This is a genomic window from Pelomonas sp. CA6 (assembly GCF_022549225.1).
Classification (GTDB): Bacteria; Pseudomonadota; Gammaproteobacteria; order Burkholderiales; family Burkholderiaceae_C; genus Roseateles.
The window spans coordinates 92263-112854 of the sequence record NZ_JAKZFD010000002.1 but is presented as its reverse complement, the minus strand read 5'-3'; the positions used below and the strand labels follow the sequence as shown (position 1 = coordinate 112854).

The 20592-nt window shown below is 72.7% G+C and carries 21 protein-coding genes and 1 riboswitch; of the genes, 12 read left to right on the top strand and 9 right to left on the bottom strand.

The annotated features are described in order from the left end of the window. Positions 1-6: 6 nt before the first annotated feature. Complete coding sequence (locus tag LZ017_RS04255) at positions 7-744, bottom strand: hypothetical protein (protein WP_241298831.1); 738 nt, start codon at positions 742-744, stop codon at positions 7-9. A gap of 243 nt (positions 745-987) precedes the next feature. Between LZ017_RS04255 and LZ017_RS04250 the strand changes: the two genes are divergently transcribed. Beyond that, positions 988-1539: a CoxG family protein gene (locus LZ017_RS04250; RefSeq protein ID WP_241298830.1), complete on the top strand. Its 552-nt coding sequence runs from the start codon at positions 988-990 to the stop codon at positions 1537-1539. Positions 1540-1564: 25 nt separating this feature from the next. Here LZ017_RS04250 and LZ017_RS04245 read toward each other — a convergent pair whose 3' ends face one another. Together LZ017_RS04245 and LZ017_RS04240 are read right to left on the bottom strand one after the other, a co-directional pair. Continuing rightward, a complete protein-coding gene (locus LZ017_RS04245; protein ID WP_241298829.1) occupies positions 1565-1759 on the bottom strand; it encodes a DUF2892 domain-containing protein in 195 nt (64 codons plus the stop codon). A gap of 74 nt (positions 1760-1833) precedes the next feature. After that, on the bottom strand, positions 1834-2517 hold the full coding sequence (locus tag LZ017_RS04240) for a Crp/Fnr family transcriptional regulator (RefSeq protein ID WP_241298828.1): 684 nt from the start codon (positions 2515-2517) through the stop codon (positions 1834-1836). A gap of 181 nt (positions 2518-2698) precedes the next feature. On the opposite strand from LZ017_RS04240, the gene LZ017_RS04235 reads away from it, so the two are divergent. Beyond that, a complete protein-coding gene (locus LZ017_RS04235) occupies positions 2699-3799 on the top strand; it encodes an acyltransferase (RefSeq protein WP_241298827.1) in 1101 nt (366 codons plus the stop codon). A 21-nt stretch (positions 3800-3820) separates the two neighbouring features. Here the strand turns inward: LZ017_RS04235 and LZ017_RS04230 are convergent, their stop codons facing one another. Then, entirely contained in the window at positions 3821-4516 is a 696-nt protein-coding gene (locus LZ017_RS04230; RefSeq protein ID WP_241298826.1) for a YafY family protein, read from the bottom strand. A 238-nt stretch (positions 4517-4754) separates the two neighbouring features. On the opposite strand from LZ017_RS04230, the gene LZ017_RS04225 reads away from it, so the two are divergent. After that, entirely contained in the window at positions 4755-6929 is a 2175-nt protein-coding gene (locus LZ017_RS04225) for a phosphocholine-specific phospholipase C (protein ID WP_241298825.1), read from the top strand. 34 nt (positions 6930-6963) lie between these two features. Beyond that, positions 6964-7632 carry a PEP-CTERM sorting domain-containing protein gene (locus tag LZ017_RS04220; RefSeq protein ID WP_241298824.1) on the top strand — a complete coding sequence of 223 codons (669 nt, stop codon included), beginning with the start codon at positions 6964-6966 and terminating at the stop codon, positions 7630-7632. A 22-nt stretch (positions 7633-7654) separates the two neighbouring features. On the opposite strand, the gene LZ017_RS04215 is transcribed toward LZ017_RS04220, so the two are convergent. Continuing rightward, complete coding sequence (locus tag LZ017_RS04215) at positions 7655-8041, bottom strand: VOC family protein (RefSeq protein WP_241298823.1); 387 nt, start codon at positions 8039-8041, stop codon at positions 7655-7657. Between the two features lie 120 nt (positions 8042-8161). Between LZ017_RS04215 and LZ017_RS04210 the strand changes: the two genes are divergently transcribed. The 3 genes from LZ017_RS04210 to LZ017_RS04200 all read left to right on the top strand — a co-directional run bounded on the left by LZ017_RS04210 (position 8162) and on the right by LZ017_RS04200 (position 11910). Next, complete coding sequence (locus tag LZ017_RS04210; protein WP_241298822.1) at positions 8162-9598, top strand: pitrilysin family protein; 1437 nt, start codon at positions 8162-8164, stop codon at positions 9596-9598. After that, on the top strand, positions 9595-11025 hold the full coding sequence (locus LZ017_RS04205) for an insulinase family protein (RefSeq protein WP_241298821.1): 1431 nt from the start codon (positions 9595-9597) through the stop codon (positions 11023-11025). Before LZ017_RS04210 ends, LZ017_RS04205 begins: the two co-directional genes overlap by 4 nt. A 24-nt stretch (positions 11026-11049) precedes the next feature. After that, positions 11050-11258, top strand: a riboswitch (yybP-ykoY riboswitch). A 67-nt stretch (positions 11259-11325) separates the two neighbouring features. Next, positions 11326-11910: a TMEM165/GDT1 family protein gene (locus LZ017_RS04200; RefSeq protein ID WP_241298820.1), complete on the top strand. Its 585-nt coding sequence runs from the start codon at positions 11326-11328 to the stop codon at positions 11908-11910. A gap of 91 nt (positions 11911-12001) precedes the next feature. Here LZ017_RS04200 and LZ017_RS04195 read toward each other — a convergent pair whose 3' ends face one another. The 4 genes from LZ017_RS04195 to glpK all read right to left on the bottom strand — a co-directional run bounded on the left by LZ017_RS04195 (position 12002) and on the right by glpK (position 16039). Then, on the bottom strand, positions 12002-13186 hold the full coding sequence (locus tag LZ017_RS04195; RefSeq protein ID WP_241298819.1) for a M48 family metallopeptidase: 1185 nt from the start codon (positions 13184-13186) through the stop codon (positions 12002-12004). A gap of 242 nt (positions 13187-13428) precedes the next feature. After that, positions 13429-13785: a hypothetical protein gene (locus LZ017_RS04190; protein ID WP_241298818.1), complete on the bottom strand. Its 357-nt coding sequence runs from the start codon at positions 13783-13785 to the stop codon at positions 13429-13431. Between the two features lie 180 nt (positions 13786-13965). Continuing rightward, a complete protein-coding gene (locus tag LZ017_RS04185; protein WP_241298817.1) occupies positions 13966-14400 on the bottom strand; it encodes a VOC family protein in 435 nt (144 codons plus the stop codon). A gap of 145 nt (positions 14401-14545) precedes the next feature. Then, on the bottom strand, positions 14546-16039 hold the full coding sequence (gene glpK, locus LZ017_RS04180; protein ID WP_241298816.1) for a glycerol kinase GlpK: 1494 nt from the start codon (positions 16037-16039) through the stop codon (positions 14546-14548). A gap of 96 nt (positions 16040-16135) precedes the next feature. Here glpK and glpD point away from each other — a divergent pair, with 96 nt between their 5' ends. The 5 genes from glpD to LZ017_RS04155 all read left to right on the top strand — a co-directional run bounded on the left by glpD (position 16136) and on the right by LZ017_RS04155 (position 20567). Beyond that, positions 16136-17764, top strand: coding sequence for a glycerol-3-phosphate dehydrogenase (gene glpD, locus LZ017_RS04175; protein ID WP_241298815.1), 1629 nt, complete (start codon positions 16136-16138; stop codon positions 17762-17764). A gap of 52 nt (positions 17765-17816) precedes the next feature. Further along, a complete protein-coding gene (locus LZ017_RS04170) occupies positions 17817-18251 on the top strand; it encodes a GNAT family N-acetyltransferase (protein ID WP_241298814.1) in 435 nt (144 codons plus the stop codon). A gap of 163 nt (positions 18252-18414) precedes the next feature. Then, entirely contained in the window at positions 18415-19095 is a 681-nt protein-coding gene (locus LZ017_RS04165; RefSeq protein ID WP_241298813.1) for a hypothetical protein, read from the top strand. A 160-nt stretch (positions 19096-19255) separates the two neighbouring features. After that, a complete protein-coding gene (lepB, locus tag LZ017_RS04160; protein WP_241298812.1) occupies positions 19256-19957 on the top strand; it encodes a signal peptidase I in 702 nt (233 codons plus the stop codon). A 106-nt stretch (positions 19958-20063) separates the two neighbouring features. Then, positions 20064-20567: a DUF1993 family protein gene (locus tag LZ017_RS04155; RefSeq protein ID WP_241298811.1), complete on the top strand. Its 504-nt coding sequence runs from the start codon at positions 20064-20066 to the stop codon at positions 20565-20567. The last annotated feature ends 25 nt before the right edge of the window (positions 20568-20592 follow it).

Genomic DNA, 20592 nt, shown 5'->3' with positions numbered 1-20592 from the left:
CGGGGCTCAGGCCTGGGCCTCGAGCAGATTGCCGGTGGGCTCGAAACGCGCGCCGTCGTCCTGCGGCGACACGGTGGTCAGCTTGGCCATCAGCGCGCGCAGGAACTGCTCCAGCGTCGGCGATGGCAGCTGGGTGTTTTCGTTGGCGGCGGCGCCGCTGGCGGTGGTCGGGGCCGGCGTGCCCGCGCTGCCGCCCTCGGGGGCGGGCGCGGAGGCGGTGCCGCTGCCCGGGGTGGCGCTCGGCGGCCGCAGGTCGTCCATCAATTGGGTGAAGGCCTGCTGCAGCCGCGGCGCAACCTGGCCCTTGGCGGCCTGGGTGGCCAGCGTCGCCAGCGCATTGGCGAGCTCCTCGCCGCGCGGCGGCGCGCCCGGGCCGGGGCCGGCATGGGGCACCTGCTCGCGCACGGCGTCGAACAAGGCATGCATCACATCATGGACGTCGCGGCGCAGGGTGTCCGGCGCGGACGTCGCGGTGGTGGCGCTGGCATCCATGCCCGGGGCGGGGGAGGAGGCGCCGCCCGGGCTCGTGGCGCCCGGCGAGGGCGCCTGCGCGAGCAAGCCCATCTGGCTCAGGGCCTGGAACACCGCCCGCCCCATACCCCCCATGCCGTGATCGCCGCGGCCGGGGGGCGCATCGCCGGGGGGCTGCGCACCGTCCGCGTCCGTCCGGCGGGCCGGCGCCCGGCCGCTGCCAGGGTTTTGGATCTGGCTGTTCCAGTTCGACATCACGCTGCTGATGCTCATGGTGAGGCTCCACTGCGAGCATGGGCGTCGAGGCGGCGCGCCAGGCCCTCGCAGTGGCCGCGGCACGTGGTGTTCAGGACCGAAGGGGGAACCCCTCCATGTCCAGGATATCGGCAGGGTAGCGCCATGGCTTGATGGTGGCGTGTCCTATGCACTGATCGCCCGAGGGTTTTTACCCGGGTCGCGGATTGTCCACAATGCGGGCTGCCGGCGCGGACCGCCCGGCGCCCATGCCCGAAGCCCATGCAAATCCAAGGACAAGACAGCCTGCCCGCCGCCCGCGACCGGGTCTGGGCCGCCTTGAACGACGTCGAACTGTTGCGCGAGTTGCTCGCCGGCCATGGCGCGCTGCTGCCCTCGGGCGCCCAGACCTTCGAGTGCCGCATGGCTCTGCCGGCGCAGCCGCAGGGGCTGGCGGTCCAGGGGCGGCTGCAGCGCACCGGGGTGCAGGCGCCGGCACGCTGCCGCTTCGTCTTCGACGGGCAGGACGAGGCCGGCGCGCGCGTGGAGGCCCAGGTCCAGCTGTGGCTGGAACCGCAGGGCCCGGGCCGGACCCTGCTGCACTACACCGTCATCGGCCGGGCCGAGGGGCAGGCGGCGCGCACCGAGGCGCGCGCGGCGGAGCAGTCCGCGCAGGCGCTGGCGGCCACCGTGCTGGCCGCGCTGGGCGAGGCGCTGCGGCGGCGCCATCCGGCCGCGCCGGAGCCGCCACCCCCGCCGCCGCGCTCGCTGTGGCAGCGCTTCCTGGACTGGTACCTGGGCTGGCTGGGGAAGATCTTCACCGGCGGGCTCTGAACGCCCCCGGCGACGGGACGCGGCCTCAGCTCTTGGACAGGGGGCAGGTGTTGATGCCCAGCAGCGGGTAGACGGGGCAGAAGCGGAACAGCCCGGTCAGCAGCGGCACCAGGCCCAGATAGCCCCACGCGCCCACGGTGCCGGTGGCGGCCAGTCCGATCAGCACGGCGCCGGCGATGATGCGCAGCACGCGGTCCACGGTTCCCACATTGGTTTTCATGAGGCTCTCCTTTCAGGTGAATGTTGCAGGGCCTCACTGTCGCGCCATGCCGGGGGCGCGGTCTGTGACCTCGGTCACCGAGCGCCGTCGCCCTCGGCCAGGCGGCGCAGCGCTGCGGCATCCCGCAGCTCGATGCGCTCGCGCCCGAGCTGCAGCCAGCCCTCGCGCTCGAAACGGCGCAGCAGCCGGGTGACGATCTCGCGCACCGTGCCCAGCTCGTCGGCCAGGGCCTGGTGGGTCAGCGTCAGCACCGCGCCGCGGCCCAGCAGCGTGGCGGCCAGGCGCTGGTCCAGGCGCTGGAAGGCGACGGCCTCGGTGAGCATCATCAGGTCGGCCAGCCGGTCAGCGAAGAGGCCAAAGACATAGCGGCGGAAGCCGGGGTCGGCGGTCCATTGCGCAAAGCCCTCGGGCGCCAGCACCAGCATCTCGCAGGGCTCGGTGCTCTGGCCATGGGCGGGCAGGGCGCTCTGGCCGAACAGGCAGGCGGTGGAGGCCACGCACAGCTCGCCGGGGCGCACACGGTACAACTCCAGCGAACGGCCGCCGGGCGAGCCACGCGCCACCCGCACCTCGCCGGCGAGCAGCAGCGGGAAGCCGCGGCAGGGCTGGCCTTCCTCGAACAGCAGCTGCGCGGCCGGCAGCGCCACCGCCAGGGTGGCCTGGCTCAGCACCGGCGCGCGCAGCGCCTCGGGCAGCGCGGCCACGGCGGGGTAGAGCGCGAACAGGCGTTCGATCTGGTCGGGAAGGGGGGCTCGCATGGTTCACATTCTGCAACCGGCGGGCCGGCCCGCCTTTCCTTAAAATCCGAAACTCCATGAAACCGCCCGCGCCCCGGCAGGCCCTGCCCGCATCGGCGCATCCCTCCGCTTTCCACCGCCTCCGCGCCCGACGCCCGTCCCCCTCGCGGGGCGGCGAGGGCGGGCCGCGCGCTGCCCTCCGATGTCCGAACCTTCCCGAACGCCCCGACTGCTCCACCTGGATGCGCTGAAGGCGCTGGCCGCCCAGGTCATCATGCTGCACCACCTGACGGCCTACGGGCCGATCGCCGAGGCCCTGTCCGGGCTGCTGCCGGTGCTGTCGCAGTGGTTCTATGACAAGGGGCGCGTCGCGGTGCAGGTCTTCCTGGTCGTCGGCGGCTATCTCAGCGCGCGTGCGCTGTCGCCGCGCGGCGGCCTGTTGCAGGGCGGGGTCCGGGGCCTGCTGTGGCGCCGCTATCTGCGCCTGGTGCTGCCCTTCCTGGCGGCGGTGGGCCTGGTGCTGGCCTGCTCGGCCCTGGTGGCCTCGACGCTGCCGGAGCTGGTGCCGCAGCGCATCGACGGGCTGCAGCTGCTCAGCCATGCGCTGCTGCTGCATTCGCTGCTGGGCCATGAGTCGCTGACCGTCGGCGCCTGGTATGTGGCGATCGATCTGCAGCTGTTCGCGCTCATGCTGGCGCTGCTGGCCACCGCGCGCGGCGCGACGCGGCTGCCGCCGCGCTGGCGTGCCGCGCTGGGGCCGCTGTTGGTGGGCCTGCTGTGCGCGGGCGCGATGCTGTGGTTCAACCGCCTGCCCGAGCTGGACACCATCGCCCCCTATTTCTTCGGCGCCTACGGCCTGGGCGCGCTGGTGCACTGGCTCAGCCTCAGCGGCCGGCCCCGGCGCTGGATGGCGCTGCTGCTGGCGCTGGGCGGCGTGGCGCTGTGGCTGGAGTTCCGCGAGCGCCTGGCGCTGGCGCTGTGCACCGCGGCGCTGCTGGCGCTGTGGCTGCGGCGCCCGCAGTGGAACGCCTGGCTGGAGCGCCGCCCGGCGCTGGCCGCCGGCATCGCCGCCGCGGGTCGTCATTCGTATGCGCTGTTCCTGACCCACTTCGCGGTGCTGCTGCTGCTCAACGCCGCCTTTGATCGCATGGATCCGCAGGCACCGCTGTGGGCCGGCGTCTATGCGCTGGCCGCCTGGCTGCTGTGCAACGCCGCGTCGCTGCCCTTCCATCGCTGGGTGGAACGGCCGGCGGGCCGGCTGGGCCAGCTGGTTTCGCCCGCGCCGCGGCTCGCGGCGCGCTGAAGCGGCCGCTTTCCGCGCGGCTCAGTGACCGCTGCGGGCGCGCGCCGCCTCGTGGCGCTGCAGGTCGGCCAGGGTCTTGCCCGGCTCGTCGCGGAAACGCTCGTCCAGCACCAGCAGGCGCTGCACGCGGTCGACGCGGAAGCTGCGGAAGTCCTCGCGCAGCTCGCACCAGGCGGAGAAGGTCCACACCGGCCCCCAGAAGAAGCAGGCCAGCGGGCGCACCTGGCGCTCGGTGACCTGGCCGCCGAGGTCCAGGTAGTGCAGCGCCAGCTTGTGGCGTGATTCGGTGGCCTGGCGCAGCTGAGCGAGGCGCTCGCGCGTCGCGTCGTCCAGGCCGACCAGCGGCGCATAGAGCGCCAGCCGCTCGGCGGCGGCGCGCGCCGAGGCCGGCAGCACGGTGAGGATCTTGCCCAGCGCGTCCTCGGCAAAGCGGCCCAGCTCGCTGTCCAGCTGCGGCCGCGCGACGCGCACCGCCGCGACCAGGGCCTGCGCCTCCTCGGCGTTGAACATCAGCGGCGGCAGTTCGAAGCCGGCCTTCATGCGGTAGCCCACGCCGGCCTCGCCGTCGATCGGCACACCCTGCAGCTGCAGCGCGGCGACATCGCGGTAGACGGTGCGCACGGAAACCTCCAGCCGCTCGGCGAGGTACTCGGCGGTGGTCAGGCGACGTCCGCGTATCAGCTGGACGATCTGGAACAAACGGTCGGCTCGGCGCATGGCTGCGATTGTGCGCGAGCGCCGCGACCGCCCCCCTGGAACGCGGGGGCGCCGTCCGGCCCTGGGCGATCAGCGAACGCAGCGGCGGGCGCACGGCCCGTGTTCATCGGGGGTGGGGCGGGCGTCTAGTCCCAACGGACCAGCGCGGCCCGCACGGGGCTTTCAACACCGCTACCTAGTCTGCGCGGCGCGCTGGCGCTCCGGGTGCCGGCCGTCCCAACCTCAACCAGGACTCCCCATGAGCAACCGCCGCCATTTCCTCCAGCAGCTGGGCAGCGCCGTCGGCGCCAGCGCCGCGCTGGCCAGCTTCCCGCCCGTGATCCAGCGCGCGCTGGCCATCGAAGCCAACCGCCGCACCGGCACCCTGATGGACGTCGAACATATCGTCATCCTGACCCAGGAAAACCGCAGCTTCGACCACTACTTCGGCACGCTGGCCGGCGTGCGCGGCTTTGCCGATCCCTTCCCCGTGCCGGTCATCGACCGTGCCGGCACCTACAGCCGCAAGACCGTGTTCGTGCAGCCCATCGGCGGCGCGCCGGTGCCGGGCCGCCCCAACTGGGGCAGCCGCGCCGCGATCGCGCCTTTCCACCTGAACACCCAGCAGGACTTCGCGGTGATGCGCGTCAGCGGCACGCCGCACAGCTGGCCCGACGCCCAGGCCGCCTGGGACCACGGCCGCATGAACAACTGGCCCGCGGCCAAGCAGAACCATTCGCTGGGCTATTTCAAGGAAGCGGACATTCCCTTCCAGTTCGCGCTGGCGCGCGCCTTCACGCTGTGCGACCACTACCACTGCGCGACCCAGACCGGCACCAACACCAACCGCCTGTTCCTGTGGACCGGCCACAACGACCCCCTGGGCGTGGCCGGCGGCCCCAGCACCGACAACAGCCACGACAGCTTCAACCCCAACCCGGCGACCGACTACACCTGGGTGACCTATGCCGAACGGCTGCAGCAGGCCGGCGTGAGCTGGCAGGTCTACCAGAACATGGACGACAACTTCACCGACAACCCGCTGGCCGGCTTCCGCAGCTTCCGCGACGCCTGGTACCAGCGTCCCGGCTACTCGCAGGTGCTGCGCGAGCGTGGCGTGTCCACGCGCGACCTGGACCTGCTCAAGCGCGATGTGCTGGACAACAAGCTGCCGCAGGTGAGCTGGATCGTCGCCACCGCCGAGGGCTCCGAGCACCCCGGACCGTCCAGCCCGGCGCAGGGCGCGGACTACACCGCCCGCGTGCTGGAAGCGCTGACCGCCAACCCCGAGGTCTGGAGCAAGACCGTCCTGTTCATCAACTTCGACGAGAACGACGGCTTCTTCGACCACATGCCGCCGCCCGCGGTGCCGGCCTACGAGGCCTATGACGCCGACCCCGCGAAGGCCCGCCTGGCCGGTGCCTCCACGGTGGACACCACCGGCGAGTACCACCACCAGCTCAACGGTTCGGACGCGCGCTACCACCACCGCCCCTACGGCCTGGGCCCGCGCGTGCCCATGTACGTGGTCTCGCCGTGGACCAAGGGCGGCTGGGTGAACTCGCAGGTGGCCGACCACAGCTCGGTGCTGCGCTTCATCGAGGCTCGCTTCGGCGTGCAGGAGCCGCTGATCAGCCCGTGGCGCCGCGCGGTCTGCGGCGACCTGACCAGCTGCTTCGACTTCGGCTCGCCGCAGGACGGCCCCTTCATCGGCGAACTGCCGGCCACCGCCGCGCTGCGCGCCCGCGCACAGGCGCTGGTCAACACCAAGACCCCGGCCACGCCGGGCGCGCTGGTGGCGCCGGTGCAGCTGGAAGGCGTGCGCCCGGCGCGCGCGCTGCCCTACGAGCTGCAGGTGCAGGCGCGCCAGCAGGGCAACACCCTCGTGCTGCGCTTCGAGAACGAGGGCGAGGCCGGCGCGGTGCTGCATGTGTACAACCGCCTGGACCTGGGCGCGCTGCCGCGCCGCTACACCGTGGAAGCGGGCAAGTCGCTGGAGGGCCAGTGGACCGCCGCGCCCAACGGCCAGTACGACCTGTGGGTGCTGGGCCCCAACGGCTTCCACCGCCATGTCATGGGTCAGCTGTCGCAGCTGCCCCAGCGCGCCCAGCCCGAGGTGCTGGCGCGTGCCGACCGCGCCAACGGCGAGCTGCTGCTGACGCTTTCCAACGAGGGCCGTCTGCCCTGCACCTTCCTGCTGCAGGCGCTGAAGTACCTGGAGCAGCCGGTGCAGGAGCTGCCGCTGGCCGCCGGCCAGCGCATCGAGCTGCGCCTGCCGCTGGCCGAGAGCCGCCACTGGTACGACCTGCTGCTACGCGTCAAGGAACTGCCGGGCTATGCACGCCGCCTCGCCGGCCACCTGGAGAACGGCGAGCCCTCCATCAGCGATCCGGCCATGAGCGGCCCGGCGCAGCTGGACCAGTTCCGCCTCTGACCCCTGTTTCCACCCTCCATTGCAAGGACTGCATATGAAACTCAAGACCCTGCTGGCCGGCCTCGCGCTGGCGATCAGCGCCACCGCCCAGGCCGCGGCCGTCTACGGCCAGAACCTGATCGTCAACGGCGGCGCTGAAGCCGGCACCGCCGGCTGGTCCGGCTTCGACAGCTATGACCTGTTCCAGACCGACGTCTACGGCCCGAACTGGGTGCGTCCCAGCGAGCCCGGCCCGGCCGACCGCGGCCAGCGCCTGTTCATCGGCGTGGGCGCGCGCAGCGTGGGCTACCAGACCCTGAACCTGGACAGCCTGGCCGGCCACAGCGCCAGCTTCACGCTCAGCGGCTGGCTGGGCGGCTGGCAGGCCCAGGGCGACAACGCGCTGCTCTACGCGTCCTTCCTGGACGCCTGGGGCAGCGAAGTCGGCTCCGCCGCCATCGGCCCGGTGACCCCGGGTGACCGTGGCAACCAGACCGGCCTGTTCTACCGCGAAACCACCGGCTATCTGCCGCAGGAAGCGGTCAGCGTGCAGTTCTGGCTGAGCATGGAGCGCCAGGGCGGCGGCGACAACGACGGCTACGCGGACAACCTGTCCTTCATCGTCACCGCGCCGCAGCAGGTGCCGGAACCCGGCGGTCTGGCGCTGGCCTCGCTGGGCCTGGTCGCCGCCTTCGGCGCCCGCAGCCGTCGCCGCAAGGCCTGAGGCCGAGGCGCGCTGCCCCGGCTCAGCCCATCGGCGTGCACAGCTCGATGAGGCTGCCGTCGGGGCAGCGCACATAGGCCACGGTCTGGCCCCAAGGCTTTTGCTGCGGGGCCTTCAGTCCTTGCGCGCCGGCCTCCAGCGCGCGCGCATAGGCGGCGGGCACGTCGGCGCAGGCCAACGCCACCTCCACGCCCAGCGGCGCACCGTCGCCGACGCGGCGGTAGTCCTGGCCCAGGCTGTCGCGCGCCACCTCATGGGCCACGAAGGCCAGCGCGGTGGCGCCGGTGGCCAATTCGCCATAGGTGCCTGATTCGTGCAGAAAGCGCGTTTCCAGCCCGAAGGCCTTCTCGTAGAAGGCCAGCGAGGCGCGCACGTCGTCGACGTAGAGGATGGTGTAGGCGAATTGCATGAGGTGCTCCCTGGGCCCCGCCGGGGCCTGCTGTAACAGGCGGACATCATCGTTGCCCCCTGCTGACACCGCCTTGTCAGGGAGGCTGATCGTCCTCGCCCCCGCGGCTATGCTGGCCCCATGATGCGACTCGCCGCCGCCCCCAAGCCGGCCTCGCCGGTGCTGCCCGCTCCGCCGCTGAAGGCGCCGCGGCCGGCCGCTGTGCTGCCGCCCGCCGACGAAGCCGCCAGCGCCGCCACGGCGGTGCCGGGCGATGAGGACCCGCCCGAGGCGCTGGAGGCGCTGAGCGCCTTCATGCGCCAGAAGCCACGCCGGCGTCGCCTGGGCAACGGGCTGTGGCTGATCTCGCTGCCCGCGCCTGGCGATCAGGTCGGTGTCGTGCTGAGCGCGCAGATGGGCGCCCGCCACGATCCCGCCGGCCAGGCCGGCCTGGGCTTTGCGCTGCTGCAGGCGATGAGCCTGCGCAGCCGCTACCTGGACGCGCAGGGCCACCAGGCCCTGGTGGAAGAAAGCGGCGGCCGCGCGTCGCTGCAGCTGGGCGAGGACTTCTGCGCCTTCACCGCGCAGGGCCCGGCCGCGCAGCTGGCGCGGCTGATGTGGGCGGTGGCCGAGCGCTTCGGCAACGCCGAACTGGACGAAGCCGGGCTGGCGCTGGCGCGCCGCCGCCTGGCCCAGGCGCGCCAGGCGGCGCAGCTGGCCCATCCCTATGCGCGGCTGGACGAGGCGGCCTGCGCCCAGGGCTTTCTGACCCATCCCTACCAGCGCGGTTTGCTGGGCGAGCCTGCCGGCTGGGCGGCGCTGAGTCTGGACGCGCTGCGCCAGCACCGCGGCGCCTGGCTGCGGCCCGACAACGCCGCGTTGATCGTCACCGGCCGCTTCGACGCGGCCGAGCTGGATCGCCTGGCCGAGACCCTGTTTGGCAGCCTGCGCGCGCCTGTGCAGGCGGCCGGCGAGCAGCAGCGCTGGGTCGAACCGGCGCGTCCGGCCAGCCAGAGCCTGGTGCTGCAGGGCTGGCGCGCGCCGCTGCCGGCCGTGGCCCTGGTCTGGCAGCTGCCGCCGGCCGACAGCCCCGAGCGTCCGCTGTGGGAACTGGCCCAGGCCGTGCTGGGCCAGGGGCGCTCCGGCCGCCTGGTCGAGACCCTGGTGCAGGAGCAGGGCGTGGCGCACAGCCTGGTGCTGCAGCTGCGCCAGCATGCCCAAGCTGGGTTGCTGGTGGCGCGCGCGGTGGCGGCGCGCGGCCAAGCCGCCGGCCCGCTGCTGGCGGCGCTGCGCCGCGAGCTGCTGCGCCTGGCCGAGGAGCCCATCAGCGCGCCCGAGCTGGACAAGGCGCGCCGCCTGCTGCGCGTGCAGCTGCAGCGCGACGCGCTGGACCCCGTCGCGCTGGCCGGCCATCTGGCCCGCCAGCAGTGGCAGCAGGGCGGCGTGCTGCGTTCGCTGCAACAGAGCTTTGAGGCCTGGAGCGCGGTGGACGGCGCGCAGATCCAGCGCCTGTGGCGCGAACGCATGCTGGGGGCCGCCTGGCTGAGCCTCAGCCATCCCGGTGGAGGCGACGCATGAGCGAGATCCAAGGACAAGCGCCGGATCCGCGCCGTCGCCGCCTGCTGGCCGGCGGCCTGGCCGGCGCTGGGGCGGGGCTGCTGCCTCCCGCGCGGGCCCAGGTACGGCTGGACCAGCCGCCGCCGCGCGAGCCGCTGGCCGCGCTCGGCGCGCCGCCGTTGGCCCAGCAGCGCCTGGCCAACGGACTGCGCGTGCTGGTGCTGCCGCGGCCCGGCTGCGCCCGCCTGGGGCTGCAGCTGATGGTCGCGGCCGGCGCGGCCCACGAGCCGGCCGGCCGCGAAGGCGTCATCGCGCTGGGCATGGCCGCGCTGGCACGTGGTGCGCGCCGCGACGGCGAGGACATGGACTTCGACGACATCGCCTACGCCGCCGAATCGCTGGGCGCGCCGCTGGTCCTGGAGGGCGGCGGCCAGGCCAGCCTGCTGGGGCTGGCGCTGCCCGCCGGCCTGGAGGACGGGCTGGGCGATGCGTTGGCCCTGCTCGCCGACCTGGTGCGTGAGCCGCTGCTGAGTGCGCAGGCGCTGGCGCATGCGCGCCAGCAGGCGCAGGACCGCGACCGGTTGCTGCGCTTCGATCCTGCCGCGCTGGCCGAACTCTGGGCGCCACGCCTGGCCGGTGGCGCGGCGCCTGTCCCGGCCGCCGCGCTGCAGCGCCTGCGGCGCGAGGATTTGCTGCTGTTTCGCCGCCAGTACCTGCGGCCCGAGCGCTGCACCCTGGTGCTGGCCGGGGAGCTGGGGGCCCAGGAGGGGCTGGCGCTGGCGCGCGCGCTGTTCGAGGACTGGCGCCCCGGGCCGGCCGCCGTGCCGGCGGCGCCGCGGCCGGCGGTCGCGCCGTCCTCGCTGTTCCTGGATCTGGCCGCGGAAATTGGGGCGGCACCCGATCATGCCGAGCTGCTCTTCGCGCTGCCGCCGGGTGGCGACGCGCTGGCGCGGCGCCTGGCGCTGGAGCTGGTGGCGCTGCGGCTGCAGCCGCGCGGCGCGGACGAGGGCCTGCTGGACGGCTGCCGCCTGCATCCGCTGGATCTGCCCGAAGCGCAGCCGGAGACCTGGCGCCTGCAGCTGCGATGGGGCGAGGCCGCGCAGATGCTTGCCGCGCTGCAGGCCGGCTGGAGCGCCGCGCTGGCCGACGCGCCCACGCCCGATGAGCTGGCGCGAGCCTGGGGCCGGCTGCAGGCCGAGGCCGCGCAGCGCGCCACCGATCCGCTGGTGCTGGGCGCCTCGCTGTGCCGGCTGCTGGCGCGCGGCCTCGCGCCGGCCGAGGCGCTGCGCCGCCTGTTTCCGCCGGGGCCGCCCACGACCGAGGCCGTGGCGACGGCCTTCGCCGCGCTGCCGCGCCGCCCTGTCGCGCTGCTGGCGCTGGGCGGGCTGGCCGGGCGCGCGGCCTTGCGCCAGAACTGGCCGCGCGTGCCGCTGCAGCCGCCGCCCTGAGCGGGCCGGGCGGCGACCTCGCCTACAATGCGTCCCGTCATTGGGGAGTAGCCGCTGCCATCGTCCCATCCCCGGGCCCGACCGAGCCATCATCTGGTCCGGCGTCCCGGAGACCTCAGAGCAGGCCCGCGTCAACAGACTTGCATCGCTGTGCTCCGTGCACCGCGATCATGGCGCGGGCAGCGTCCGGACCGACCCGCGTCGGTCCCGCGCCTGGCGAGACCTTTGACCATGCCCCCGGGTTGCGGCCGGAGGAGGCATGGTCATGGGTAAGCCTCCCGGCCGCGCGAAAGTCATTGCATGGACGCATTCCTCGTGGCCACCGGCCTGGTGGCCCTGGCCGAGATCGGCGACAAGACCCAGCTGCTGGCCTTTGTGCTGGCCGCCCGTTTCCGCAAACCCGGCACCATCTGCCTGGGCATCCTGCTCGCCACCGTGGTGAACCATGCCGGCGCGGCGGCGGTGGGCAGCTGGATCACCGCCCATGTCGGCGCGCAGACCCTGCGCTGGGTGCTGGGCCTGGGCTTCCTCGCGATGGCCGTCTGGACCCTGATCCCCGACAAGCTGGACGAGGACGAAGCCGGCGGCGGTCTGAGCCGGCGCCTGGGCGTGCTGGGCACCACGGTGGTGGCCTTCTTCCTGGCCGAAATGGGTGACAAGACGCAGATCGCCACCGTGGCGCTGGCGGCGCGCTATGCCGACTTCGGCGCGGTCGTCGCCGGCACCACGCTGGGCATGATGATCGCCAACGTGCCGGCCGTGCTCGTCGGCGGACGCCTGGCGCAGCACATGCCGGTGCGCCTGGTGCATGGCGTGGCCGCGCTGATCTTCGCCGTGCTGGGCGTGGCGACGCTGGCCGGCGCGGGCGCCTCGCTGGGTCTTTGACCGGGTCCGCCGGTCCGCGCGCCCATGAAAAAAGGCGGCCTGGGCCGCCCGGGTTTTGGGTGCCGCGGGAGCCGCGTGGCTCCCGCCTGCCTCACTGGCAGCTGGCGGGCAGCAGCTTGGCCCGCGTGCCCTCCATCGGGCCGCAGCTCCACTCGATCTTGCCGCTGTCGTTCACCGAGGGCGTCAGCTCGAAGCCGCCGGCCTCGCGCTGCACGGTCAGCACCATGTTGTCCTCGTTGACGCTGAGCGTGGCGCCGGTGGGCAGCAGCTCGTTGACGCCGACATCGGCCAGCGTGGGGATGCTCTCGTTCTCCAGGTAATGGTCGGCGAAGCGCTGCTGCAGCGCCTGCGCGGCGACCAGGTCGGAGGCGAACTGCGCGCGCTGCTGGTAGTCGCGGTAGGCCGGCAGGCCCACGGCCGCGCCCACGCCCACCAGCGCCACCAGCATCAGCGGCAGTGCCGCGGCGATCGCGCCGCCGCCACCATAGGGCACGAACAGCGCCAGCAGCCAGGCCACGCCATGGCGCGACGGCACGCCGCGGCCCTGGACGCGGGCGATGCGCTTGCTCAGCCAGGGATAGCCGCTGCACAGCTCGTGCAGCGACATCCAGAAGCCACGCGTGTCCTGCAGCTGGCTGTCGTACTTCTCCAGGTTCAGGGTCTGCCAGCGCTTGCCGCCCACGGCCAGCGCGGCGAGCGCGCGCGCGGCGTTCTCGTCGCTGCTGCAGCAGGCGCGGCCGTGCAGGTCGCAGCTGGACTCCTTGGCACGCGAATAGGCGGCGCCCAGCAGCGGGAACCACAGCGCCGGCGCGCGCACCAGGCTGCCGAAGCCCAGGTGGCCCAGGCGGATATGGGCCAGCTCATGGCCGATGTAGAAGCTCACACCGTCGGGATGCTCGTCCATCGCGTCGACCACGTCGGACAGCAGCACGACGAAGTCGCGGCCCAGGAAGCGGGTGGCGAAGGCGTTCAGCCAGCCGCCGCCCTGCAGCAGGTAGACCGAGGGCTCGTCGCGGACTTCCAGCCGCTCGCAGCAGTCGCGGTAGCGGCGGTACAGATCCGGGTACTGCGACTCCGACAGCTGGACGCCCGAACCCTTGATGTAGCTGATGAAGGCCGACTGCGCGAACAGATAGACCAGCGACAAGGACAGCAGCACGACGAGGATGACGCCCAGCGTGCCGACGATCAGGGCCAGCCAGATCAGCAGGCCCAGCACCAGCGCGATGACGCCCAGCGTCCGCTCGCGCGGATAGACGAGGTTTTGTGATTGCAAAGGGAAACTCCCGGGGAGGTTGTGGTCGTGCGCGCCGCCGACGGGCGCGCGGCCGGAGGCGCCGGACCGTGACTCACGACACGGTGGCGCGGGGCCGGCGGATTGTCCCGGGAGGAGAAGGGGGCTTTTGCCCCTCCAAAGGGGGGTGAGTGGGCGGTTGGCGAGCGTCAGGCCCGGTCTGGCCGGCAGTCGCCCGGCTCAGGCAAGACCTGACCCTCTGTACGGTCCGCGCGGACCGGCGCTCAGTAGCGCCAGGGGTTGCCCGGGCGGCGGTCGTAGCGGTCGGGCACGCCATCGCCGTCGCTGTCGCGCCAGCCGCGGCGGTGGTGGTGGTGATGGTGGGGCCGCTCCACATAGCCATAGCTGTAGCCGTAGACCATGGGGGCCGGCTGCACGTACACCGGTGGAGGCGGCGGGGCCAGGTAGACGGGTCGCGGCGGCGGCAGGTAGACCACCGGCGGCGGTGCATAGACCGGCGCGCCGATCGAGATGGACCACTGCACGTCGCCACGCGCTTGCGCGGCACCGGCGCCCAGAACCAGGGCCAGCGCCGCCAGGGCCTGCAGCGCGCGCTGCCGGGTGTCGGTCTTCGTTGTCATCTGTCGCTCCTTGCCGGCGCTGGGCTCCGCGGCGCGGGCGCTGGTGGCACCGCCGGCTTGACGTCTGTCCAACTGATGGCGCCGGGAATCGGTTGACGCGCAAGATGTAAACGCTGCATCCGGGCGTTCGTCAGACCTCGAACGGAGGTCGGGCACGGGGCGTTGTCGCCCCATGCGCGGTCAGCTCGTCTTGTCCGAGACGCCGACCATCCAGCTGATGCCGAACTTGTCGGTCACCATGCCGAACAGCGGGGCCCAGAAGGTCTTGGTCAGCGGCATGTCGGCCCGGCCGCCCTCGCTGGCTAGCGCGTCGTAGCAGCGCCGCGCCTCGGTCTCGTTCGCGCAGTCCAGCGACAGCGAGAAGCCCTTGAAGGCCTTGTCGCCCACCTCGCCGTTGCACATGCCGTCGGAGAGCATCAGCAGCGCGCCGCCGACCAGCAGCGAGGCGTGCATGATCTTCTGCTCGCTGCCCGGGGGCAGCACGCCGGGCGGCGGCGGCTCGGGGCTCTCGGCGTTGCGCATCATCATCTGCACCTCGGCGCCGAGCCGGGTCTTGTAGAACTGGATGGCCTCTTCGCAGCGGCCGTTGAAGAACAGATAGGGTTCGATACGCATCGCGGGCTCCTTGCTGGCGGGGGAAAGGGCGCCTGATGGCGCCCCGGGGGAAGCCCAATGTAGGCCCGCGCGTGCGGCGGGGGAAGTGCCGGCCCCGCGCGCAGAAGGGGTAGGCCAGGGTGGCGGTACACCCGCTGGCCGCGGCTCAGGGCGCGCAAGCCTGGCGCACCGCATGTTCCCAGCGCGCCATCTTCTCCTGCGCGGCGGCGCGCGCCAGCGTGGGGTGGAAGACGCGTTCGGCCTGCCATTGCTGCTCCAGCTCGGCGAGCCCGCGGTAGGCGCCGGTGGCCAGGCCGGCCAGGTAGGCCGCGCCCAGCGCGGTGGTTTCGGTGACGCGCGGGCGCAGCACCGGGATGCCCAGCAGGTCGGCCTGGAACTGCATCAGCAGGTTGTTGACGCTGGCGCCGCCGTCCACGCGCAGCTCGCTCACCGGCTGGCCGCCGGCGGCCACCGCGTCGCGGCTCATCGCCTGCAGCAGCGCGGCGCTCTGGAAGGCGATGGACTCCAGCGCCGCGCGCGCGATGTGGGCCACCGTGGAGCCGCGCGACAGGCCGACGATGGCGCCGCGCGCGTCCGGCTGCCAGTAGGGGGCGCCCAGGCCGGTGAAGGAGGGCACGAACATCACGCCGCCCGCGTCCGGAACGCTTTCGGCCAGGGCCTGGACCTCGCCGCTGGCCTTGATGGCCTGCAGCCCGTCGCGCAGCCACTGCACCACGGCCCCGCCGATGAAGACGCTGCCCTCCAGCGCGTAGGCGGTGTGCGCGTCGGGCTGCGCCGCCGAGGTGGCGATCAGGCCGTTGGCCGAGGGCTGGAAGCGGTCGCCGGTGTGCATCAGCATGAAGCAGCCGGTGCCGTAGGTGTTCTTGGCCATGCCCGGCTTGAAGCAGGCCTGGCCGAACAGCGCCGCCTGCTGGTCGCCGGCGATGCCGGCGATGGGCACGGCCGCGCCGAGCAGTCCGGGGTCGGTCTCGCCATGCACATGGCTGCTGGGGCGGACCTCGGGCAGCAGCGCGGCGGGGATGTCCAGCGCCTGCAGCAGGCGCTCGTCCCAGCGGTTCTCGTGCACGTCGAAGAGCATGGTGCGCGCGGCGTTGCTCACATCGGTGGCGTGCACGCGCCCGCCGGTCAGCTTCCACACCAGCCAGCTGTCCACCGTGCCGAAGGCCAGCTCGCCGCGCCGCGCCCGTTCGCGCGCGCCGGGCACATGGTCCAGGATCCAGGCCAGCTTGGTGGCGGAGAAATAGGCGTCGATCACCAGCCCGGTGCGCTCGCGCACCCAGGGGGTCAGGCCTTGCTCGCGCAGCCGCGCGCAGATTGGCTCGGTGCGCCGGTCCTGCCAGACGATGGCCGGATGGATGGGCAGGCCGCTGTCGCGCTCCCACACCACGGTGGTCTCGCGCTGGTTGGTGATGCCCAGCGCGCGCAGCTGGCTCGCCGTCAGCCCGGCGCGTGCCAGCGCCTCGCGCGCGGTGGCCAGCTGGGTGTCCCAGATCTCCAGCGGGTCGTGCTCGACCCAGCCGGACTGGGGATAGATCTGGCGGAACTCGCGCTGCGCCATCGCGCGCACGCGGCCTTCGATGTCGAACACGATGGCGCGCGAGCTGGAGGTTCCCTGGTCCAGGGCCAGCAGAAAGCTCATGGGGTCTCCTCGTTCCCGTCGTGGGCGTTGCGGGTTGCCGCGATCTTGCCGCAGTCTGGCATGGGCGGGGGGCGGTTGGGGCTACAGTCGGAGTCCATGGGCCCGTCTTCAGACCGCCACCCCACTCGCGGAATTTCTGCCGCGCCGACCCCGCCGAGCGACCCCGGCCCCGAGCCGGTCGACGTGCTGGTGGTGGGCGGTGGCATCAACGGGGCCGGCATCGCGCGCGACCTGGCCGGGCGCGGCTACCGCGTGCTGCTGGCCGAGGCGCAGGACCTCGCGTCGCACACCTCGTCTTCGTCCACCAAGCTGATCCACGGCGGGCTGCGCTATCTGGAGTACTACGAGTTCGCGCTGGTGCGCAAGGCCTTGCAGGAGCGCGAGGTGCTGCTGCGCAGCGCGCCGCATCTCATGTGGCCGCTGCGTTTCGTGATGCCGCACGACCCGGCGATGCGTCCGGCCTGGATGATCCGCGTGGGCCTGTTCCTCTACGACCACCTGGCGCGGCGCGAGCTGCTGCCTGGCTCCGAGGGCCTGGACCTGCGCCGCCACGAGGCCGGCGCGCCGCTGCAGCCGCGCTTCACGCGCGGCTTCGCCTATTCCGATGGCTGGGTGGACGATGCGCGGCTGGTGCTGCTCAATGCCCAGGACGCGCGCGACAAGGGCGCCACCGTGCTAACCCGCACGGCCGTCGTGGCGGCGCAGCGCGAAGCGGGCCAGTGGCGCGCGACGCTGCGCGGCGAACGGGGCGAAACGCGCACGCTGCGTGCCCGCGCCCTGGTCAACGCCGCCGGCCCCTGGGCCGAGCAGTTCCTGCGCGAGGCCGCGCGCAGCGCCCATGGCGAGGCGCTGGCCACGCGCAGCCTGCGCCTGGTCAAGGGCAGCCACATCGTCGTGCCGCGCTGCTTCGAGCACCCGCACGCCTACATCTTCCAGAACCCCGACAAGCGCATCATCTTCGCCATCCCCTACGAACAGGACTTCACGCTGATCGGCACCACCGACGTCGAGGTGCCGGCGGCGTCGCTGCAGGGGCTGGCGCGGGCGCGCATCGACGCCGACGAGATCGCCTACCTGTGCGAACAGGCGAGCCGCTACTTCCGCCGCCCGGTCACGCCGCAGCAGGTGGTGTGGAGCTATGCCGGCGTGCGGCCGCTGCTGGACGACGCCTCCGGCGACCCGGCCGCGGTGACGCGCGACTACCTGCTCGAAACCCACCGCGACGGCGCGCCGCTGCTGACCGTCTGGGGCGGCAAGATCACCACCTTCCGCAAGCTCGCCGAGGACGCGGCCGACCGCATCGGCGAGATGCTGGACCAGCCGCGCCCGGCCTGGACCGAAGGCGCCTTCCTGCCCGGCGGCGACCTCAGCGACTGGGTGGGGGCGGCCCAGCCGCGCCATCCGCAGCGTGACTTTCTGCGCTTCGTGCAGGAGGTGCTGCGCCGCTATCCCTTCCTGCCGCCGGCGCTGGCCCATCGCCTGGCGCGCGCCTATGGCGCGCGCGTCGAGCGCGTGCTGGACGACGCGCGGGATCTGCAGGCGCTGGGCGCCGAAGTCGCGCCGGGCCTGTTCGAACGCGAGCTGGACTACCTGCGCCGCGAGGAATGGGCCTGCGACGCCGAGGACGTGCTGTGGCGGCGTTCCAAGCTGGGCCTGCACTACAGCGAGGCCCAGCGGGCCCAGGTGGCGCGCTGGTGGGACGGACGCGCGGGCGCGGCGGCATGACCACCGGCCGGCCGGGCCGGGTCGATTCATCATCCCGCGCTTTGCCGCCCCCATGACCCTCCGCCCCGCCGACTTGTCCGACCATCCCGCGCTGCTGGCCCTGTGGCTGCAATCGGTGCGGGCCACGCATCACTTCCTGTCCGAGTCGGACATCGAGGACCTGATTCCCGTCGTGCGCGATCAGGCCCTGACCCAGCTGGAAGTCTGGGTGCTGTGCGGCGACGCGCGCGAGCCCGTGGGCTTCATGGGCCTGGACGATAACAAGCTCGAGGCGCTGTTCATCGCGCCCAGCCATTTCGGTCGCGGCGGCGGCAAGCGCCTGCTGGCCCATGCGCGTGCGCTCAAGGGGCCGCTGACGGTCGACGTCAACGAACAGAACCCCGGCGCCACCGCCTTCTACCTGGCCCAGGGCTTCAAGCCGTTCGGCCGTTCGGCGACCGATGCCGCGGGGCGGCCGTTTCCCTTGCTGCATTTGTGCGAGCCATGACGGGGGCTCGCTGCGCCCGCCGTTGATGCGATTGACGGAGGTTGGCGGGGCGCCTCCAATCTCGGGGCCGTGTCTCTGAGCCCCCGCAGTCGCCGTGCAGCCCGCCGATTCTCCAACCCCGCCAGCGCTTGCCCGCTGCGGCCAACCGAATGAAGGACCTTCGATGACCGATCAACCATATCTGCCTGTGCTTCAGCGCGTCGGTTGGGTCCTGGTGGCGGTGGGGCTGGTGGACATGGCGGCGGTGGCCTACTGCATCGTCAATGGCATTTCGTACGTCTCCCGCTTCAATGTGTTTGCCGTGCTGGCTGGCGTTTTTCTGCTGCGCGGCAGCTTGAAGGCCGCGTCTGTGATCCGATGGCTGGCCGTGTTCATGCTCGCGACGCTGGCTGCCGCCGTGGTCATGTGGCCGTTCATGCAGCCGATGAGCCTCACGCGGGCGCAGTTGCGACTGGATACCTGGACGATCCTGGGCACCGGCGTTGTATGGGCGCTGGCGATCGCGCTGCTGGTCTGGGTGGTGCGCGAGCTGGGGCGTGAGCCGGTGCGAGCCGCCCGCGCGGCCGCCGGTCGCAAAGCACGCAGCCTGCGAATTCCAGCGGCCGTCGGGGGCGGGCTGGTCGTGGTGACGGGCAGCTTGGTGCCCATGTTTCTCGGAGACACCGCGAGCCGGGCGAAGGCCTTGGCGGCGCAGCAGGCCGGTCCGGGCTTCCAGTATCACGTGACCTCACTTCGCAGGGTCCACAGCGCGCAAGGCAAGGTGGTTTTGGGCGTCGTGGCCGCCTGGAACGACGAGGCGCTGCGCTATGTGCCGGTGCAGTGGGAGGAGCCGTCGGACCGCTGAGCTGCGCGTGGGCGGCGAGCGCGCTCGCCCGTGCCGTCAAACGCCCCTCGGCGCCGCCATCCATCCCCGTGGACTTGGCGTCCGTCGCATCGGGTCACGGCGGCGCGGCCGGCGCGGGCACATTGGCGTCGTCGTCACCACCGCCTACCTCGGCATCCCCATGAGCACTTCTTCGCATGACTCCTTCTGGCGCCGCCATTGGCGCGAGCAGCGCGGCCTGCTGCTGTTCCTGCTCTGCTTCGGCGTGCTGCGCACCGCGGTGGCCGACTGGAACCCGGTGCCCAGCGGGTCCATGCGCCCCACCATCCTGGAGGGCGACGTGGTGCTGGTCAACCGGCTGGCCTATGACCTCAAGCTGCCGCTGACCGACCACGTCCTGCTGCCCCTGGGCGAGCCGCGGCGCGGCGACATCGCGGTATTCAGCTCGCCCCAGGACGGCACGCGGCTGATCAAGCGCATCGTCGGCCTGCCGGGCGATCTGGTCGAGCTGCGCCAGGGCCGGCTGTATCTGAATGGCGAGGCGGCCACCTACGACCAGGGCGAGACCCGGGCCGAGACGGTGTTGCCCGGGCTGATGCTGAACGCGCGGCGCGAACGCGAAACCCTGGGCGGCCACGCGCACACGGTGCAATGGCTGCCGGGCCTGCGCGGTGACGGCGGTGCCGACTTCGGGCCGCTGCGCGTGCCCGAGGGGCATTTCTTCATGATGGGCGACAACCGCGACGACAGCGCCGACTCGCGCGTCATCGGCCCGGTGCCGCGCGAGCGGCTCAATGGGCGTGCCCACCACATCCTGGTTTCGGCCGACATCAAGGATCGCTGGCAGCCGCGCTTCGCGCGCTGGGGCGCGGCGCTGCGCTAGCGAGCGCGGCGGCAGCAGGTCGCGCAGGGGTTTGGGCCCGCGGCGGCAGCGGGCGCGCAAAACGGCCAGAATCGCGCACACCCCACCGCTTTGCGCGAGGCTTCCGATGAATCTCTACATCGCTTCCATCCCCGTGTTCGAACAGATGCTGGGCGCGCTGTCCGGCGTGCTGGCCAAGGGCCAGGCCCATGCCCAGGCGCAGGACCTGGACGAGGCCTCGCTGCTGCAGGCGCGGCTGGCGCCGGACATGTTTCCGCTGACGCGCCAGGTGCAGATCGCCTGCGATTTCGCCAAGGGCGCGGCGGCGCGCCTGGCCGGCCGCGAGCCGCCGGCCTGGGCCGACGAGGAGCAGAGCTTTGCCGAGCTGCAGTCGCGCATCGCGCGCACGCTGGGCTATATCGGCGGCGTGGACGCCGAGGAGTTCCTCGACGCCGAGTCGCGCGAGATCGTGCTGCGCCCAGGCACCCAGCGCGAGCAGCGCTTCATCGGCCGCGACTACCTGCTGCACTACGCGCTGCCGCATTTCTTCTTCCACGTCACGACCGCCTACGACATCCTGCGCCAGCAGGGCGTGGCGCTGGGCAAGTCGGACTACATGGGCCGGTCCTGAACCGGCGTGGCTGAACGGCCCCGCG

Excerpts from the sequence above, each read along its gene's own strand:
- LZ017_RS04155 (WP_241298811.1), top strand. The coding sequence starts at position 20,064 with ATGAATCTCTACATCGCTTCCATCCCCGTGTTCGAACAGATGCTGGGC.
- glpD (WP_241298815.1), top strand. The coding sequence starts at position 16,136 with ATGGGCCCGTCTTCAGACCGCCACCCCACTCGCGGAATTTCTGCCGCG.
- LZ017_RS04165 (WP_241298813.1), top strand. The coding sequence starts at position 18,415 with ATGACCGATCAACCATATCTGCCTGTGCTTCAGCGCGTCGGTTGGGTC.
- LZ017_RS04240 (WP_241298828.1), bottom strand. The coding sequence starts at position 2,517 with ATGCGAGCCCCCCTTCCCGACCAGATCGAACGCCTGTTCGCGCTCTAC.
- LZ017_RS04245 (WP_241298829.1), bottom strand. The coding sequence starts at position 1,759 with ATGAAAACCAATGTGGGAACCGTGGACCGCGTGCTGCGCATCATCGCC.
- LZ017_RS04255 (WP_241298831.1), bottom strand. The coding sequence starts at position 744 with ATGAGCATCAGCAGCGTGATGTCGAACTGGAACAGCCAGATCCAAAAC.
- LZ017_RS04210 (WP_241298822.1), top strand. The coding sequence starts at position 8,162 with ATGATGCGACTCGCCGCCGCCCCCAAGCCGGCCTCGCCGGTGCTGCCC.
- LZ017_RS04170 (WP_241298814.1), top strand. The coding sequence starts at position 17,817 with ATGACCCTCCGCCCCGCCGACTTGTCCGACCATCCCGCGCTGCTGGCC.
- LZ017_RS04250 (WP_241298830.1), top strand. The coding sequence starts at position 988 with ATGCAAATCCAAGGACAAGACAGCCTGCCCGCCGCCCGCGACCGGGTC.
- LZ017_RS04235 (WP_241298827.1), top strand. The coding sequence starts at position 2,699 with ATGTCCGAACCTTCCCGAACGCCCCGACTGCTCCACCTGGATGCGCTG.
- LZ017_RS04205 (WP_241298821.1), top strand. The coding sequence starts at position 9,595 with ATGAGCGAGATCCAAGGACAAGCGCCGGATCCGCGCCGTCGCCGCCTG.
- LZ017_RS04185 (WP_241298817.1), bottom strand. The coding sequence starts at position 14,400 with ATGCGTATCGAACCCTATCTGTTCTTCAACGGCCGCTGCGAAGAGGCC.
- LZ017_RS04215 (WP_241298823.1), bottom strand. The coding sequence starts at position 8,041 with ATGCAATTCGCCTACACCATCCTCTACGTCGACGACGTGCGCGCCTCG.
- glpK (WP_241298816.1), bottom strand. The coding sequence starts at position 16,039 with ATGAGCTTTCTGCTGGCCCTGGACCAGGGAACCTCCAGCTCGCGCGCC.
- LZ017_RS04225 (WP_241298825.1), top strand. The coding sequence starts at position 4,755 with ATGAGCAACCGCCGCCATTTCCTCCAGCAGCTGGGCAGCGCCGTCGGC.
- LZ017_RS04190 (WP_241298818.1), bottom strand. The coding sequence starts at position 13,785 with ATGACAACGAAGACCGACACCCGGCAGCGCGCGCTGCAGGCCCTGGCG.
- LZ017_RS04220 (WP_241298824.1), top strand. The coding sequence starts at position 6,964 with ATGAAACTCAAGACCCTGCTGGCCGGCCTCGCGCTGGCGATCAGCGCC.
- lepB (WP_241298812.1), top strand. The coding sequence starts at position 19,256 with ATGAGCACTTCTTCGCATGACTCCTTCTGGCGCCGCCATTGGCGCGAG.
- LZ017_RS04230 (WP_241298826.1), bottom strand. The coding sequence starts at position 4,516 with ATGCGCCGAGCCGACCGTTTGTTCCAGATCGTCCAGCTGATACGCGGA.
- LZ017_RS04200 (WP_241298820.1), top strand. The coding sequence starts at position 11,326 with ATGGACGCATTCCTCGTGGCCACCGGCCTGGTGGCCCTGGCCGAGATC.